This window comes from Enterobacter sp. 22466 (assembly GCF_052044775.1).
GTDB lineage: Bacteria > Pseudomonadota > Gammaproteobacteria > Enterobacterales > Enterobacteriaceae > Enterobacter > Enterobacter dissolvens.
Genome location: NZ_JBQENX010000001.1, coordinates 345,074 through 362,005 on the forward strand (window position 1 = coordinate 345,074; position 16,932 = coordinate 362,005).

The 16,932-nt window shown below is 44.2% G+C and carries 16 protein-coding genes and 3 pseudogenes; all 19 read left to right on the forward strand.

Annotated features, from left to right (window positions below):
• The first annotated feature begins 13 nt into the window (after positions 1-13).
• The 19 genes and pseudogenes from ACTJJI_RS01590 (at position 14) to ACTJJI_RS01680 (ending at position 16,856) form a co-directional block, all read left to right on the forward strand.
• Positions 14-4,210, forward strand: a complete 4,197-nt coding sequence (locus ACTJJI_RS01590) for an RHS repeat-associated core domain-containing protein (protein ID WP_440652800.1) — start codon at positions 14-16, stop codon at positions 4,208-4,210.
• Between the two features lie 7 nt (positions 4,211-4,217).
• Positions 4,218-4,661, forward strand: coding sequence for an SMI1/KNR4 family protein (locus ACTJJI_RS01595; RefSeq protein WP_043951578.1), 444 nt, complete (start codon positions 4,218-4,220; stop codon positions 4,659-4,661).
• Between the two features lie 612 nt (positions 4,662-5,273).
• Positions 5,274-5,780 carry a hypothetical protein gene (locus tag ACTJJI_RS01600; protein ID WP_262788125.1) on the forward strand — a complete coding sequence of 169 codons (507 nt, stop codon included), beginning with the start codon at positions 5,274-5,276 and terminating at the stop codon, positions 5,778-5,780.
• A 186-nt stretch (positions 5,781-5,966) separates the two neighbouring features.
• Complete coding sequence (locus ACTJJI_RS01605) at positions 5,967-6,533, forward strand: hypothetical protein (protein ID WP_014830992.1); 567 nt, start codon at positions 5,967-5,969, stop codon at positions 6,531-6,533.
• A gap of 812 nt (positions 6,534-7,345) precedes the next feature.
• Entirely contained in the window at positions 7,346-7,930 is a 585-nt protein-coding gene (locus tag ACTJJI_RS01610; protein WP_262788123.1) for a hypothetical protein, read from the forward strand.
• A gap of 163 nt (positions 7,931-8,093) precedes the next feature.
• Entirely contained in the window at positions 8,094-8,480 is a 387-nt protein-coding gene (locus ACTJJI_RS01615) for a hypothetical protein (protein ID WP_046889708.1), read from the forward strand.
• A gap of 203 nt (positions 8,481-8,683) precedes the next feature.
• Positions 8,684-9,209 (forward strand): annotated as a pseudogene (locus tag ACTJJI_RS01620) (RHS repeat-associated core domain-containing protein); the annotation flags it as partial.
• On the forward strand, positions 9,203-9,466 hold the full coding sequence (locus ACTJJI_RS01625; protein WP_440652804.1) for an immunity protein TriTu family protein: 264 nt from the start codon (positions 9,203-9,205) through the stop codon (positions 9,464-9,466). The pseudogene ACTJJI_RS01620 and the gene ACTJJI_RS01625, both read left to right, overlap by 7 nt.
• 42 nt (positions 9,467-9,508) lie before the next feature.
• Positions 9,509-9,661: pseudogene (locus ACTJJI_RS01630) on the forward strand (RHS repeat-associated core domain-containing protein); the annotation flags it as partial.
• Positions 9,662-9,939: 278 nt separating this feature from the next.
• Positions 9,940-10,251, forward strand: coding sequence for a hypothetical protein (locus ACTJJI_RS01635; protein ID WP_440652806.1), 312 nt, complete (start codon positions 9,940-9,942; stop codon positions 10,249-10,251).
• A 176-nt stretch (positions 10,252-10,427) separates the two neighbouring features.
• Positions 10,428-10,778 carry a hypothetical protein gene (locus tag ACTJJI_RS01640; protein WP_440652808.1) on the forward strand — a complete coding sequence of 117 codons (351 nt, stop codon included), beginning with the start codon at positions 10,428-10,430 and terminating at the stop codon, positions 10,776-10,778.
• A complete protein-coding gene (locus tag ACTJJI_RS01645) occupies positions 10,772-11,386 on the forward strand; it encodes a hypothetical protein (RefSeq protein WP_440652810.1) in 615 nt (204 codons plus the stop codon). Before ACTJJI_RS01640 ends, ACTJJI_RS01645 begins: the two co-directional genes overlap by 7 nt.
• 566 nt (positions 11,387-11,952) lie before the next feature.
• Positions 11,953-12,783 (forward strand): annotated as a pseudogene (locus ACTJJI_RS01650) (RHS repeat-associated core domain-containing protein); the annotation flags it as partial.
• Positions 12,784-13,157: 374 nt separating this feature from the next.
• Positions 13,158-13,451: a hypothetical protein gene (locus tag ACTJJI_RS01655; RefSeq protein WP_440652812.1), complete on the forward strand. Its 294-nt coding sequence runs from the start codon at positions 13,158-13,160 to the stop codon at positions 13,449-13,451.
• A 229-nt stretch (positions 13,452-13,680) separates the two neighbouring features.
• Positions 13,681-14,019, forward strand: coding sequence for a barstar family protein (locus tag ACTJJI_RS01660; RefSeq protein WP_052950849.1), 339 nt, complete (start codon positions 13,681-13,683; stop codon positions 14,017-14,019).
• Positions 14,020-14,152: 133 nt separating this feature from the next.
• A complete protein-coding gene (locus ACTJJI_RS01665) occupies positions 14,153-14,716 on the forward strand; it encodes a hypothetical protein (RefSeq protein WP_440652814.1) in 564 nt (187 codons plus the stop codon).
• Positions 14,717-14,858: 142 nt separating this feature from the next.
• The gene (locus ACTJJI_RS01670) at positions 14,859-15,380 is read left to right on the forward strand and encodes an SMI1/KNR4 family protein (protein WP_440652816.1); all 522 of its coding nucleotides are present in this window, start codon (positions 14,859-14,861) and stop codon (positions 15,378-15,380) included.
• A 297-nt stretch (positions 15,381-15,677) separates the two neighbouring features.
• Positions 15,678-16,223: an SMI1/KNR4 family protein gene (locus ACTJJI_RS01675; protein WP_440652818.1), complete on the forward strand. Its 546-nt coding sequence runs from the start codon at positions 15,678-15,680 to the stop codon at positions 16,221-16,223.
• Positions 16,224-16,478: 255 nt separating this feature from the next.
• Positions 16,479-16,856, forward strand: coding sequence for a hypothetical protein (locus ACTJJI_RS01680; protein ID WP_440652820.1), 378 nt, complete (start codon positions 16,479-16,481; stop codon positions 16,854-16,856).
• Positions 16,857-16,932 lie beyond the last annotated feature (76 nt).

A 16,932-nucleotide genomic window follows, 5' to 3' on the forward strand; every position in this document is an offset into this window, starting at 1 on the left:
AGGGATAGTCGTTATGTTTGAAGCTGCACGCGTTGGTGATGATATCGGCCACTCCGGTGCGCTGGCCGGGATGATTGCCGGAACGATTGTCGGTGGCCTGATTGCCGCCGCCGGGGGCATTCTGGCGGGGGCGATGTTTATTGCCGGTCTCGGGGCATCCTGCCTTGGCGTGGGGGTGCTGCTCGTCGGCGCCAGCCTGGCCGTGGGGTATTACACCGGGGAGCTGGCGACCGCCGCCCGGGACAGTATCGCCGACGCCGGGGCATCCAGTATGACGAAGAAAGGCGTCATCACCTCCGGCTCGCCCAATGTGTTTATCAACAGCAAACCCGCCGCCATCGCGACGGACAGCGCCGTGAAGTGCTCGGACGATGGCTCGCAGCAGATGGCCGAAGGCTCTAAGCGCGTCTCCATTAACAGCCAGCCGGCGTCCCGCATCGGGGATCGCACCACCTGCGACGCGAAGGTGATGACCGGCTCGGACAATGTCTTCATCGGCGGCGATCCGCAGCAAACCTTGCCCATTCAGTCTGAAGTGCCCGAGTGGCTCTATAAAGTCTCCGATCTTACCCTGCTGTTCGCCGGGCTTCTCGGCGGCTGGGGCGGCGCCGCTGGCAAAGTCGGGGCGCTCTCTAAGCTGCTGGGCAAAATCCCCGGTATCAACAAGCTGGCCCGTATCGCCTGCCGCGCCGGCACGCTGATGACCGGCGTAGCGGCCGCGGGGATCATCGCCCGTCCGGTGGATATCGTCAGCGGACAGAAGTTTCTCAGCGGGGATGATGAGCTCGATTTCGTTCTGCCGTCACGCTTGCCGGTGCGCTGGCAGCGCTACTGGCGCAGCGGCAACCCCGGCGACAGCGTGCTGGGCCGCGGCTGGAGCCTGTTCTGGGAAAGCCGCCTGGAGCCGTATCAGGACGGGCTGGTGTGGCGTGCGCCGTCCGGCGATTACGTCGCCTTCCCGAAGGTCCCGAAAGGGCTGCGCACCTACTGCGAAAGCGAAAAAAACTGGCTTGAACATCACCAGGACGACAGCTGGTCGGTGTATGACGTCAGCGGCGAGCGCTGGCACTATGCGCCGCTGCGGGAGGATGCCCCGTCGCTGCTCCAGCGCATCTCTGAACCCTGCGGCAACGATATCCTCTTCGAGTGGAACGCGGATAATACCCTGCATGCCCTGACCGACAGCGCGGGCCAGCGCGTGGTCTGCCGCTACGACCGCGACAGGCTCCTCGGCGCCTGGCTGGATGACGAGATCTGCCTGGTCAGTTACGCTTATGATGAACAGCGCCAGCTGGTCTCCGTGACCGGCCGGGGCGGTAGCGTGCGCCGACGCTTCAGCTGGCAGGACGGGCTGATGAGCGCCCACGAGGACGCCAACGGCCTGCTGAGCGAATACCGCTGGCGGGAGATTGACGGCCTGCCGCGCGTGGTCGGCTTCCGCCACAGCGGCGGTGAACAGCTGACGTTCGAATACGATTTTGATAACGGAACCCGCCGTGCTACCCGTGAAGACGGCGCGCAGGCGCACTGGCTGGTGGATGACGACGATAACGTCGCGTGCTTCACGGATTACGACGGCCGCCAGACGACGTTTGTCTACCGCGACGGCGAGCTCAGCGATGTCATTCTGCCCGGCGGTGCGATGCGCTGCAGTACCTGGGATAAGTATGGCCGCATGACCAGTGAGACGGACCCGGCGGGCCGTCGCACAGAGTATTACTGGTATCGTCTGACCGACCGCATCACCCGGACGGTCTACCCGGACGGGACCTCATCGCAGGCGATGTACGACCTTCGCGGTCGTCTGCTGTCGGAAACGGATCCGGCCGGTAACGCCACCGCGTATCACTATCCCGATGAGGAAGAGAACCTGCCTGAGAGCATCACCGATGCCCTCGGCGGCGTGGTACGTCTGGTCTGGAACATCCAGGGGCTGCTGACGCAGCGCACCGATTGCTCCGGCAGCGTGACCCGCTTCACCTACGACCGCTTCGGGCAGCTGATTGCCAGCGAGGATGCGGAAGGGAATATCACGCGTCGGGAGTGGAACAACGCCGGGCTGCTGAGTGCCGTGATCCATCCGGACGGCAGCCGCGAGTCGCTGGTGTGGAACGAACGCGGCCAGCTCACGGGCTGGCGCGACCCGCTGGAAAGCGAGGTGCGCTGGGCCTATAACGCGCTCGGCCTCCCGGTCAGCCTTACCGACCGTATTGGTCGCGTGCGCCAGTGGCGCTACGACCCGCGCGGTAACCTGCTGCGGCTCGATAACGGCAACGGGGCGGAATACCGCTTCACCTACGACGCCGTGGGCCGACCGCTCAGCGAAACGCGCCCGGACGAGACCGTGCGCCATATGGAATGGGACGCGCGAGGCTTCCTCTGCGCGCTCGAAGAAAACGGCCGGCCTGCCGCCGACGGAGGCATCGCCCGTCGCGTCCAGCAGTTCAGCTATGACGACAGCGGGCTGCTGATCGGGCGCACTCAGCGCCACGCGGAGTACCGCTACTTCCGCGACCTGAGCGGCCAGATCACCCGCATCCGCCGCACGCCAACCGCCGAAGGCGTTGCCCTGGGTATTGAAAGCGATGAGATTGCTTACCGCCACGATGCCGCCGGGCGCGTGCTGAGCGAATCCGGCATTAACGGCGCGGTGGGCTATGAATGGGATGCCCTGAGCAACCTGACCGGCCTGACGCTGCCCGGCGAGCAAAAGCTGGCCTGGCTGCACTACGGCTCCGGCCATGTCAGCGCCATCCGCTTCGGGCAGCAGCTGGTGACCGAGTTCACCCGCGACCGCCTGCACCGCGAGGTGCGCCGCACCCAGGGCGCGCGCGAGCAGCTCCGTCAGTATGACAGCCTTGGCAGACGTACCCTGCAGCGCAGTGAGCTAAGTACGGACGTGACCCTGCCGGAGCAGGCGATACTGGAACGCCTGTATCGCTACACCGCACGCGGTGAGCTTTCCGGCGTCAGCGACACCCTGCGCGGTGAGGTGGACTACGGCTACGACGCCGAAGGGCGTCTGCTGAAGCACTACGAGGCCCGACAGGGGCACAGCCGCGCGCAGTTCAGCTACGACGCCGCGGATAACCTCGCCGCCAATGACGATGCGGTACCGGTCACGGATAACCGCCTGCAGCACTGGCAGGCGCTGTTTATGAAATACGACCACTGGGGCAACCTGATCAGCCGCCGCAACGGGCTGTATGAACAGCATTATGCGTATGACGCCGAGAACCGTCTGGTATCCGCCCGCGGAACCGGGCCGGAAGGGCGTTTTGAGGCGCGCTATCACTACGACGCGCTGGGCCGCCGCACGCGCAAAATCGTCACCACCGCGCACGGCACCACCGAAACGCGCTTCCTGTGGCAGGGCTACCGCCTGTTGCAGGAGCAGCAGGAGAGCGGGCTGTGCAGCACGTATATTTATGACCCGAATGAAGCCTGGAGCCCACTGGCGCGGGTGGATCATCTCCGAGACCAGAGCAGCGGTGAGATTTACTGGTTCAACACCGACCTGAACGGCGCGCCGCTGGAAGTGACCGACGAGCGCGGTGCGGTACGCTGGAGCGGCCAGTACGGCAGCTTTGGCGAAGTGCGTCACCAGAGCGAAGGATTCTCACGGGTTGTGAATCGCACAGCGATGGCACATCAACCGCTTCGCTATGCCGGGCAGTACGCTGACGGTGAAACGGGGCTGCACTATAACCTGTTCCGCTACTACGACCCGCAGGTCGGGCGGTTTATTGTGCAGGATCCGATTGGGTTAGCTGGTGGAAACTTAAATTTATATAACTATGCCCCTAATCCTCTGTTATGGATAGACCCTATGGGTCTGGCATTGAGCGGCGTTGACTTTAGTGGAAGCCCATCACTTTATCCTGTTACTGGGACACAACGAAATATCGTTGAAATTACCCTTCAAGGATCAAGGGGGCGGGATTTCACAGAAGCCTACAAACTTGCAGGCATAAGTGAAGCTGATGCAAGCGAATATACATGGCATCATCTTGATGATTTTGATCCAAAAACAGGTAAGTCAACTATGCAGTTGGTCACGACTGAGGCGCACAAAGCATCTTTCCCACATAAGGGGTCTGTATCTCAGTTCGAAAAACATTTTGGAGTGAAGTATGGCTCTCCTGAAGCTATAAAAATATCTCATAGTAAAGGATGGCTGAGAGGTCGTATTCCTAAACATTGTCAATAGGAGAGAAATGATGATTAAACTTATAGATTCTTCCCCTGCTGTATCTGCTGATGAGCTAGGCAAGATCGAAGTTTCGCTGGGCGTAACTTTTCCTAATGCCTTAAAATCTTTATGGCTTATAAGTAATGGTGGCATACTGGACGAAGGTCGTCGTGTTTATCAAAGCGAACACTACGAGAATGATATAAAATATTTCCTACCTGTATTACATACTAAAAGATCGGGCATATTAACTGTTGATGATTACTATAAGGATTTAGTAATTAACAAAAAAATTCTTGCAGAAAATTTTATACCATTCGCAATTGATGGAGGTGGGTTCCCCTATTGTGTTGGTATAAATGATGGTGCAGTATATTTTTGTGATTTGGAAAATCAGGAGGAGATCTATCTTGAGCCAAATTTTGAAAGTTTTATTGGAAAAATAATTCCTGAAGATGAAGCATGGTGATACAGGTTCTTACCCTCGTAAGAGGGTGGATTTGTTAATCACTACTTTTTACAGGGGGCTTCATTAATGCAATGATGGAGTGCCCAATTATTTCATTAATAACATATTTCCTTTTTTGCTATACGCAGATCTGTCAGCTTATTGTGCAGACTTCGAGAGGGTTAAATGGTGGGTTAGACTTATACTCATATGTTCCCAACCAACTTACTTGGATAAATCTGTTAGGGTTAATGCCATGGGCATTGTACCCAATTTGAATCGGATACCATTTAATGCCACGAAAAATAGCCAACAGCATTGGACCAACCGATCTTGGCACTATGAAAATACACCAATGTTTTTCCCGGATCCTTATAGCGCTGGAATGCATGAAGAACTACATAGAGCTATTAAAAATGATACCGAAAAAAATCAGGGGCCGTGGCAAGGATCCGCGGACGTTCCATTCAATGTGACTAGCCGTAATTTATATTCCATTTCACATATTACAAACGATTTAAGGATTCCTTCGACGGCTGGAATCTTAGTCAAAATGTCACTCCTAAAGAAGCACATTGAAAATTGCTTGCGTTGTTCATAATCAAGAAATAGGTAAGGCATCAGGAGGTAGATGTGGTTAAAACAATTGACATTGATGTGGATTTTAACGGGATAATAATTTTCGATTATCCAGGAATACTGGCCCCATTTGGTGGGAAGATAGAGGATGGAGATAACATTCTCCAGGAATTCACCACCACTGACAAAGGGGATCTTGTTCTTAATAAAGGTATTGCCTTACCCATTATGGGCCTTGATGATGGTGGCTATGTTGTTAGGCTCTTTTTAAATGAATTCCCCGACAATGAAGACAGAGAGGTTATATTCACAGATAAATATTTCTATCTTAATGTAACTGGTGATTTATATGTTGCCGATATGGCAGTATTTTGGGAGTGGGAAAGTTATACTGGTTGGATTAATGCTGATGTTCCTAAAGGAATATATAAAGTGAGCCTTGAAGGTGTTCGTTTATTAAAGGGGGAAGAGACAGTCTACTGCTATGATTTAATTTTTGAAAAAACGAATCAACTTGGTATAAGAGATGTTGAACCACGCTCAGACTCCAGGCTTTATTAAATCCATTAGCTGGCAAAGAAAATAAATTTTTCCGGATTTTATTAATTTATTTTTCTATCATATCTAAAGAGACGTACATTGCAGTTAATCATAAAAGTGACTTAAGATGCTAAGAATTTGTTCGCTGAAATGGTTATGGGTATTAGGAAAGAGAAAATGTACTTTTTATGGGAGTGAGTTGAAGGAATGATTAAATATAATCTGATCTCTAAAATAAGTATCTTTTCTGATGGTAATGTCATTGGGCGGATTGGTGGAAATATCCCTGAATTCTTTTTAGATAAACAAGATGTTGTTCGGGGCTATAAGTTTTATTTGACAATTCAGAATCCTGATGATGGACATGAGTATATTACGATACTTATTCCTGAAGGATATGATGATATGATTGATAACAATATCTACCCCAATTGTTCAGTAAAAGTTTTTACGCATACGTTTTCTGATGAAAGCAATAATGATGCATTTACGATAAAATACATTAATAAGGCAGTTATTGTTGGGTATGATAAGGTTGAAAGTGAAGAGTTTGACTTTATCACTAAAACCGAAGATGCAAGGTTAATACAATCGGAAGATTGTTATTTTGATGCTTTGCAAAAAGATGGTTATGAATTTTTCATGCAGATAGATGAAGATTATTATCCAGATTCATTGCTTGATGGTGATTACATCTTTGGTTACGGTGCTTTATATTTGTATAAAAACATATCTGGCGGGAATATCGTGGCTGGTTTTTGGCAGTACTCGTAAAGATAAGTGATTAATAAAAGGTTGAATTATATTAATTATTCCGGCTTATATAATAATGACGTGCCCATTTCAAATTCTATTTCTAGAGTTGTTAATATTTCAAAGTGCAGATTTTTTAGTGGTTAAGATCGTAAGTCGATGCGTACAATATAATAGGGTGTCGTTTATGAGAGTATAAAGGTAATCGATATAAAATATGATTTGATTTATGGGTATTATTTCGGCTAGTAAAAAGCTGATCAAAAAACAATCACTCGAATTATTAAGGTTGATTAAAGTAAAGTTCAATGGAGTATATAATCCTATTATTAACTGCTTGCCTTGCAAATTATAAAAAATAAACTTCAAGGATTGTGCGTATGAGTCAGTTAGAATACAGAAAGGCTTATGATTTAGATGATATAATAAATAAAATTATGGGTGGGGATACATTGGATAATTTTTGTGTGTATACAAAAGAATATGAGTTATCTGCATAAGCAGATCTTGTTTGTTATTTGGAAAACTATCCTGTCATTAGGGATGACGATGAGGAAGTATACCCTGTTTTTGTTGTCGATAATTCGCTAGAGTTGTTTTTCTATGGAGATCAATTTATAGATGTATTACATGATATTTCTAATCAAAGATAAAAACCATCTGTAGAAGATTTCATAGCAGGTTTGAATTTTTATCTCAAGAATGATAACTTCTTAGAGCTTTGATTTAAAGAACAAGAGGGTAATTGAAAATGATTTACTTAGCTTGTTAGAAGGTTATATATTCTGGGGGTATTACACTAAATTAATGAATTATTACTGAGGGCTATATTTATGGGTGCGCCTGAAACAATGGTGAATGAGACTGAAAAAGCTTTAAAACAACTTGTTGTCATTTGCAATAAATACTCGGTGTCAGGGAGTTTCAGTACCGTCAATGATCTGCACAATGCCTTCCCGTCCAACTTACCTCGTTCGACAGAGGTGGAATTTTTATTTGAAAATTATAATCCTGAAAAGTTAAAGATTGAAACAGGCTTCACGCCAATTAAACTTCACTCAGTCAGTGAGCTTTTGAAGGCTCAAAGTGGTTATGAATACTTACCAGATAATTATCTTGTTATTGGCGATGATTTAGGTGGAGGTAAACCTATAATTGCGGTTATCGATGATGGGAGTTCCTCTGTTTATGCAGGTTATGATGTAATTGAACCGTTTCAGATAGCTAGTAGTGTCTCTGGGTTCATATATTCTTTAGCTGAGCTTATTGATTTGGTATATGGTCAATACAGTATCTTTGATATAGCAGATGATAATGATGAAGTAAAAGATAATTTCATTGATGAGTTGCGGGGAAGGATTGTGCCACTTATCGGCAATGAAAATTTCAATGCGTTTTATAATTATTTTTACGGGTGAATTATTTTTCTTTCAAAGTAAACCAGCACGGCGAAAATATTATTTTTTTAGCGAGGTGATGTTCTCTGTAATTTTTACAGGCCTTTTAAGTAAGATTTAAAAGAGTAACGTTGTATATTTTTTCAAGTAGAATTAATCTAATGCATGAAAGGAAAGGGATTATATGCAGACTACGCGAGTAATGGGCGAAGGATATGAACCTAACGTTGAGAAGTTAGGTGATAAACTGATTTATTCATTACCTGTTGAATCGGGATTTGTCAGCTTTTATTTTGAGTTTGATATTCTTCAGACCGATCTTGACGTCCTGCTGTCCGATCATTACCGGCGGGCCGTCCTGGAAGTGACCGCACACACTTTGCTTCAGCACTCGACGTTGAAGGGACATAAACGATTTACTCAGAACGATTTTGATAACCTTATTGCCACGACCCTTCATGCATCGCAAGAGCATCTTAGCGCATTCATTTCTCAGATTAATCGGGAGCACAATATTTCGATTGAACATTATGTGAATGACATAGTGAATACACGCATAACCAAAGGATGAATATACCGATCCCAGATAAGGTCAACATTCATCTAAAATCACGCTGTATCTACAGATCTTTTCAACCTCGTGCTGCCAGAAGAGGCCAAATCGATTTCGTGATAACCGACGAATACGACGAGGTGCGCTGAAGCGGGCAGTTCGACAGCTTTGGCGAGGTACGTCATCAGAGCGAAGGGTTCTCACGGGTTGTGAATCGCACGGCGATGGCGCATCAGCCGCTTCGCTATGCCGGAAAGTATGCTGACAATGAAACGGGCTGTACTATAACCTGTTCCGCTATTACGACCCGCAGGCCGGGCGGTTTATTGTGCAGGAGCCGATTGGGTTGAATGGTGGGTGGAACCTTTATTAGTATGCGCCGAACCCGTTGGGGTGGATTGATCCGCTTGGATTAACGGCGACTGTAGGTCGCTGGATGGGACCATCGGAATATCAACAGATGCTTGATATAGGAAAAGTAATACAAAGCTCAACAGGAACTACTCATGTTGCCTACCCAGCTATTTTGGCAAGCAGGCTAAGAATGGTGCGATATATGTTGAATTTGATGTCCCGGAAAAAACATTAGTACCAACCAATGAAGGGTGGGCAAAAATTGTAGTACCAGATTCTATTGAAGGGCGGTTAGCTAAACGCAAAGGTTTGGAAATTCCTGAAATGCCAACAGCACAAAACATTACTATTAAAGGTGAGAAAATTAATGGGGAAGTTAGAAAAAGATGCTAAATAAATTTGAGCAATGGGTGATTCAACAAGATGATTATGTTGTTTCTCATAATCAAAATGAGTTATCCAATAGTCTAGTGATAGATTTCGAAAACGAAAACTATATAGCAAGATTTACAGTGTGGGATGATTTGAGCTGTATGTCAGAAGTAATGGATGTGAATACAGGTTTGTACAAACTCAATAAACGAAATGAATTTTTAACGTTTGATGAACTTCTGGATGTATTTGAAATTTTTCGAATGAGTATACAGTAGGTATTGGTTTAATAAGAGATTTAACTCTCTTCAGGGCAGTATGCTGATGTTGAAACGGTCCTGTACAATAAACCGCTCGACCCGCAAGTCGAGCGGTTTATTGTACAGGACCCGTTTGGGTTGAATACTGGGTGGAAGCTTTATCAGTATGCGCTGAATCCGCTGGGGGTAGTTTGTTCCATGGGGATTAAGTAATGGTAATTTCATCATAAGAGCGGTGACGCCTTATAAATGTGAGAGTATGTGAGCGGATAAAAGAACAACAGGAACAATATCTTATCATAAAACAGCACCGACCTAACATTTTGTAGGTGCTCCGCATTCGCGTGACCCTCGGATTTCCTCTACCAGAAGCCAGGCATCAGCAGAGAATTTACAAACACCGTTTACTTGAAATGCTGCTGCGGCGCCTCAGGAAGTATTGATTTTTGGTGAGATTCCTCACGAAGCCATCATATTTAAATAGGTGATTTATGTTAAGTGATGTAAAGAAAAAAATAATTGATAATGATTTTGTTAATAATGTTAGAATTAATATGGTTTTCAATGATGAACAGTATAATGATTTGGTTTTTAGTTTAGGTGAGCTTGCTAACCTATTGAAAAATAATGAGTCCATAGATAAAGAATTAGCTTTGCATTTATATACAATACCTCAAATGATAAGAAATGCATATGCTAGTTTTGATAAAGTGGAAAACAAACCAGATTTGGCTTTTAAATTAGAAGATGCATGGATAGAGTTAGACTCGCTAGTAATAAAATGTTTAAGCAAAAAAGAATGAAGGCCGGGTGAGAAATTCGCCCGGTTTTGATATGATATAATCCTTTCTTGAACCACAAACAAAGAAATAATTAATAATCTATCCTCTACTACGAGCCGCAGATTGTGTGGTTTATTGAGCAGGATCCGATTGGGTTGAATGGTGGGTGGAACCTTTATTAGTATGCGCCGAACCCGTTGGGGTGGATTGATCCGCTGGGTTTAAGTTGCAAGACTGTAAAAGCTAAAAGTCGAAATGATGCTTTGAGACAAGCACAGCAACATGCGCAAGTACCCCGAATTTCGCGAGGTGGTGAAAACATTAGTCTGGATGATTTAAATGTAACCAGTCGTGGTGAAAATTGGGGGAAAATGAAAGCCAATGGTGGACAATCACTAGATAGGCGTAATCCTAATGGGAAAAATCATTGGTTTGAACATCCCGACGGCCACCCGGATGCTGGTCAAACTGGTATTCCTGAGCATCATTCTAATGGTCATGTGCATGCTATTGACCCTAAAGGTAATGAGGTGATTTTTACATGGTAAATATTATGCCTGAGAAATTAATTAAATTTCCTATTTCCGAATGGATAGTTCAATCAGGTCATTTCAAAACTGATTTACCATCGGAGGCTTATTGTATTTGCTATCAATATAATATAGATAGTAATGGATATGGTCCTTATGGTTTTTTAACTGAAAAATCGGAGGGGCTATTGTCCTCTTTATTTACTAATCTTATGTGTTTTAATAAAGAGGGACAAAGACTTGATGCTTGCTCAGCCCTAAGTAGAAATGGGCTTTATTTTTATGGCAACAATAATGAACAAGTGAATAAGCAACTGGCGGAGTATCGAAAGATGCTTCTGAAAAATAAGTTAAGAATTAATAAAGGATTGCCTGAAGAGATTTTTCCTGAGAAACCTGAACTACTTAATCTCTATGATGATTATGGTGGTGTTGATGTAAGTGTAATAAATTCTTTAATAAAGAAAGGTTACCAATTTCTTTTTTACTGGTTTTTTACTCCTGTCGCTGGGGGGAGTGTAATTGTTTTTGATGGTAATATATGGGATAAAGCCGTTGAATATTGCAAAAAAAATAGAATTGGTTTCCAAGAGTTTGATTCAGTTGATAATCTGAAAGAATGGTAAGGTTGTTTTTTATAAATTAGTTAACTTATTAATAAAAAGGACTGGAAAGATCTTCTTATCTTTCCGGCTTTTTTATTATTGTAATCTTGCGGAAGTGCTACATAGGCGTACACTTAATCCCTTTGTCCATATGTCTAGCCAGATAATGTTACTTGGATAGCTCCTACACATCATAATTATCCGCCATCAGAAAAATATAGCTGTTAGAAATATTCATGGTGACGCTGCGCCCGGTCTCAAATCCCTTCTCTGCGAGTCAGTTGCTCATGAGGGGGAAAGTTGGGCTTGCATGTATGTCCGGCAGAGATTTTGGTTTACGGTTGGAATAGGTAATGCCGAAAAAGTCGACCTTAAAAAGCAGGATACTTTGAGTAAGTTTTTTCTATTTAACCTACTTTTTAGAAAGTAACATAAGTATCGTGCAGATAGCTTAATTTATCAGGGTGTGGCGGTAGCATGATTGTCTTATGCAAACCGATACGTCTGCGATCTGAGCGGCAAGATCACCCGCAACCGCCGAAGGCGTTGCCCTGGGTATTGAAAGCGATGAGATCGCTTACCGTCATAACGCCGCCGGGCGTCTGCTGAAGCACTACGAGGCCCGACAGGGGCACAGCCGCGCGCAGTTCAGCTACGACGCAGCGGATAACCTCGCCGCCAATGACGATCCGGTACCGGTCACGGATAACCGCCTGCAGCACTGGCAGGCGCTGTTTATGAAATACGACCACTGGGGCAACCTGGTCAGCCGCCGCAACGGGCTGTATGAACAGCATTATGCGTATGACGCCGAGAACCGTCTGGTGTCCGCCCGCGGAACCGGGCCGGAAGGGCGGTTTGAGGCGCGCTATCACTACGACGCGCTGGGCCGCCGTACCCGCAAAATCGTCACCACCGCGCACGGCACCACCGACACCCGCTTCCTGTGGCAGGGCTACCGCCTGCTGCAGGAGCAGCAGGAGAGCGGGCTGTGCAGCACGTATGTATACGACCCGAATGAAGCCTGGAGCCCGCTGGCGCGGGTGGATCACCTTCGTGACCAGAGCAGCGGTGAGATTTACTGGTTCAACACCGACCTGAACGGCGCGCCGCTGGAAGTGACCGACGAGCGCGGCGCAGTGCGCTGGAGCGGCCAGTACGGCAGCTTTGGCGAGGTGCGCCACCAGAGCGAAGGGTTCTCACGGGTTGTGAATCGCACAGCGATGGCGCATCAACCGCTTCGCTATGCAGGGCAGTACGCTGACGGTGAAACCGGGCTGCACTATAACCTGTTCCGCTACTACGACCCGCAGGTCGGGCGGTTTATTGTGCAGGACCCGATAGGGTTGAATGGCGGGTGGAACCTTTATCAGTATGCGCCGAATCCGTTGGGGTGGATTGATCCGCTGGGTTTAACATGTGGTAGTGCTTCTGGCAAATTACCAGAGTTAAGAGGCAAGTCTGTTAATCAAATTGAAGATATTCTTTCAAAAAATGGTTTCACTCAAACGAAAGTTAGTAATAGTGCTGCAAAAAATCAGACATGGAATCATGTTGATGGTTCAGAAGTAAGTATTCATCCATATGGAAATCAATCAATGAATATGAGTGATGGTCAGTTAACACCTAAGTCTGGCCTAAACGCACATATACATAAACAGAATCATTTAGGTGATCAGTTAGACGGTTTGGGTAATATTTCAACGGACCCTAATTTAACTCATATAGGTATCCGAAATCCAGCTGATTATCCTGTTGTCAGAGGTCGAGTTCATGGGAGTGATAGATAATTATGAGTATTGAATATCATTTGATTGTAAACGGTTCTCACCAAGATGATATCTTCTTGGGAATTAAAGTTGCTTTCGAAAAGAGTGATTCATACATTTTGAGTCATTCTTCAGATAATGCATTTGGGTTTTCTATAAAAGGTTCTTCATCTGACTGGGGGGCTGATTTCGAAATAGCAAAGAAAAAAGATGAGTTTTTTATTCAAATTCACTCCGGTAATTATAAGAAAATTCTGTCAGTAATAGAAGATTTTCTCAACAATAAAGCAATCTCTTTTGAGTTGGAAGAAGAGTAAATATATGCCGGGATTCTTCTCGGCAATAGTTTAGTTGTTTTAATAAATTATTTTTAGTGGCGATTTTTTAATTAATATGCTATCGCTGTTGCTGCGTGATATTTATGAGGCTAAAATTCTTATCCACTCCCCAGTTTAAAAAATATAGCTTAGGTAATACAGGTCAAGCATTTTATAGTCACGACCATTACAACACTTTCATAGAGATCGGTCTAGGAGGATGGAAGTAATGAAAGTAATTACCTTATCTATTGATTTTAAAGAAATAAATGATGTTACAGAATTTCATGATAGGGTTAAGCAGTTGTTTGGCTTTCCTGATTTCTATGGTAATAATTTCCATGCGTTCATAGATTGTCTGACTAGTTTGCGATTCCCAGAAGAGGGGATGACATCTTTAAACCTAAAGCAAGACGAGTTTTTATTACTTAAGATAAGTAATATCAATAACTTGGATGAGGAATTGAAGCATGATTTTCTTTTGTCAATTCAAGAGATAAATAATAGAAGTATTTTATTTGGTGAGGAGCCAACTATCTTGTTATTGCTTTGTACGCAACATAAGTGAAATATAGCTGGCGAAAAGAAAAAATTCGCCTGTTTTTTATTAATTGATATTATTCTGAACGGAAGTATGTTTCGTAAAGTATATTTTTCACTCACTATGTGGGGGGTAATCATAGATACTTTTGAGAGGGCTGATGAGAGGGATTAAAGAGGCTTTGAAGCAACTAGCCGCTATTTGCAAAAAATACTCGCTGTCCGGGAGTTTCAACACACTCAATGACTTGGATAATGCTTTCCCGTTCAACTTACCTCGTTCATCAGATATCGATTACTTATATAAAAATTATAATCCTGAAAAGTTAAAAATTGAAACAGGCTTCACGCCAATTAAAATTCACTCTGTCAGTGAGCTCTCGAAGGCTCAAAGTGGTTATGAAGACTTACCAAACAATTATCTTGTTTTTGGTGATGATTTAGGTGGAGGTAAACCTATAATTGCGGTTATCGATGAAGGGAATACCTCTGTCTACGCTAGTTATGATGTAATTGAACCATTTAAAATAGCTGGCAGTCTCTCTGGATTTATATTTTCATTAGCTGAGCTTATTGATTTGGTATATGGTCAATACGATATCTTTGATATAGCAGATGATAATGACGAAGTGAAAGGTGAATTTATTGATGAGTTGCGGAAAAGAATTGCGCCTCTTATCGGTAATGAAGGTTTTAATGCATTCTATGATTATTTTTATGGCTAGGGTACATGTTTTGTTATTTAGATAAATGAATGGAATATGCCGGAAACCATTAATTTCCGGCTTTAATTACTACCATCGATTTTTCCATAACAGAGGTGGAGTATCTAAGATCACTAAGTCATGACCTTAGCAAGGAGAGCTTATGCCTATTTCATACGGAAAACCTGCAAATAAAGATGAAATTAAAGTTTTGGAGGGAAAATTAAAAGTCGGTTTACCTGAAGATTATAAAGAATTCCTCAGGTTGAAAAATGGCTTTGTTGTAAAATCTCCGGATTTTTGTGAGTTGGAGTATGAAGGTGTTGATGAAGGGGTTATCGCCTTTTATGCCCTTTTTGGAATAAATATGAAAAATCCAAACTACGACATTTTTCGTCAAAATGATAATTTTTTAAGTGAACTTGATTTCATTGATGATAAGTTAATTATTGGTGATGATCCTGGAGGTAACTTTTACCTTATATTAAATGGCAGTGAAAGCCAAGGTGTGTATTATTGGGACAGAACACATCTACATGCAGAGGATGATATCCAAGAGTTTGAGATCGCTGAGCAAAATGAGTGCGGCAATATCTATAAAATTACTAATGGCTTTACTGAATTTTACAAGAAAATATGTGAGACATCTCTTGATGCAGGAATGAATGTAACTGTTGATTTATGATATTTCAAAAATAAGCCATATTTAGAATGTGATTATGGCTTATTTTTTTACATTTAGATGTTAGTAAATAGATAAATAGTGATAAAAACAATGTCAGATATGCTTGTATTTTACTATTGATAATAGTGTCTTTTTAGATAAAAGAGGCATTTCACAGAAAGCGACTCAGAATTTGTTAAGGAAAAAGATGCACACTCCACATCATCTGATTGAAACTACCATAATTCTTCTGCCGAGAGATCTTCATGCCAATGTGCCCCATATTGGCTACGCATAAGGTATATGGAGGAAAGAACATTGTTGAAAAAATTAGAGCGCTTTGGAGCGAAATCGACAATATTACCATTAGATGAACTGAAAAAGATTTTAAATACATTAGAAGCATCAACAGGGCCAATTCCTGAAAATTATCGTGCCTGTTTACTTCATTTTGGCGTTTCTGTTCTTTTTGATGTAAATGTTGTTTTCAAAGCGTTACAACCATCTCCATGGTCTGATGAGCAAGGAACTGATACGCTTGAGTCTTTATACGGTCTTGCAGAATCGGGTAAAGAATATACTGTCTTTGAAATGGCTGATACATACCGGAATGATTTTCGCGATCAATGGTTACCGATAGGAGCCTCGTCTGGTGATAATCAAATTTGTCTTTGTCTCAAGGGAGGTATGTCGGGAGAGATTTGGTTTTGGGATCACGAGTCTGATCCAATATTCAATGATTCAGTAGTGACCTCCGGGCTGACTAAAATAGCAAACTCCTTCGATGAGTTTGTTGATATGCTTACTGCTCAGGATGATAAAATAGATGCATCAGGAGTAGTTAAAGTCGATCTTGATTTTTAATAAAAGTGTACTTGCGGTGATCCTGGCGAAGCCCATCTATTGCTGTAAGGTGGGTGTAGCTGGTGCAGCATATCACAGCATCAACAGCCGCTTCGCTATGCCGGAAATATATACTTTGCCTTTTAAAAATAGCAAACTATAAAAATTGGTGCGGGTACTATCTTAGGTTACTCTTAGGATACAAGCCATCTTAATGAACGCCAGACTTACGATAAAATCTGTCAGGAGCAAAATGATGCAAGATAAGGAGAACTGATGAGTAATGTTAAAAATTTTATTGCAGCGTGTATTAACTGCTATGAAGAAAATGATGTCTTCACCATCGGAATAGGGGATGACAGTCATGATCCAAAAAATTTTATCATAATCGGACGATTCGACGAAGATGAATTACCCGTTAACGAATGCATTGGATTCCAGAGTGAGTCAACGGAATATGAATTAACTGACTCCATTCGTTCCGTTCAACTCACAGATGACAAACTTGTGATCGTGCTTAATGATGATGCCGCCAAAAAAATTGGCATCAGCGAATATCACGTGGCCATTCCTGCAGCAAAAGATTCTAAATCGCTTGCAAAGTATTTAAGGGAAATGTTTGATGGCAGTGATGTACCTCTGGAATTACCATAACGCTTTATCTGCGACATGACTGGCTTTGTTGTCATCCTTTCTGATGATTCCAGGCGAGCCATGACGAGGAGACGAC

Coding starts and splice junctions, on each gene's coding strand:
- ACTJJI_RS01610 (WP_262788123.1), top strand. CDS start 7,346: ATGGGTGCGCCTGAAACAATGGTGAATGAGACTGAAAAAGCTTTAAAA.
- ACTJJI_RS01615 (WP_046889708.1), top strand. CDS start 8,094: ATGCAGACTACGCGAGTAATGGGCGAAGGATATGAACCTAACGTTGAG.
- ACTJJI_RS01605 (WP_014830992.1), top strand. CDS start 5,967: ATGATTAAATATAATCTGATCTCTAAAATAAGTATCTTTTCTGATGGT.
- ACTJJI_RS01625 (WP_440652804.1), top strand. CDS start 9,203: ATGCTAAATAAATTTGAGCAATGGGTGATTCAACAAGATGATTATGTT.
- ACTJJI_RS01590 (WP_440652800.1), top strand. CDS start 14: ATGTTTGAAGCTGCACGCGTTGGTGATGATATCGGCCACTCCGGTGCG.
- ACTJJI_RS01645 (WP_440652810.1), top strand. CDS start 10,772: ATGGTAAATATTATGCCTGAGAAATTAATTAAATTTCCTATTTCCGAA.
- ACTJJI_RS01635 (WP_440652806.1), top strand. CDS start 9,940: ATGTTAAGTGATGTAAAGAAAAAAATAATTGATAATGATTTTGTTAAT.
- ACTJJI_RS01680 (WP_440652820.1), top strand. CDS start 16,479: ATGAGTAATGTTAAAAATTTTATTGCAGCGTGTATTAACTGCTATGAA.
- ACTJJI_RS01660 (WP_052950849.1), top strand. CDS start 13,681: ATGAAAGTAATTACCTTATCTATTGATTTTAAAGAAATAAATGATGTT.
- ACTJJI_RS01595 (WP_043951578.1), top strand. CDS start 4,218: ATGATGATTAAACTTATAGATTCTTCCCCTGCTGTATCTGCTGATGAG.
- ACTJJI_RS01665 (WP_440652814.1), top strand. CDS start 14,153: ATGAGAGGGATTAAAGAGGCTTTGAAGCAACTAGCCGCTATTTGCAAA.
- ACTJJI_RS01655 (WP_440652812.1), top strand. CDS start 13,158: ATGAGTATTGAATATCATTTGATTGTAAACGGTTCTCACCAAGATGAT.
- ACTJJI_RS01670 (WP_440652816.1), top strand. CDS start 14,859: ATGCCTATTTCATACGGAAAACCTGCAAATAAAGATGAAATTAAAGTT.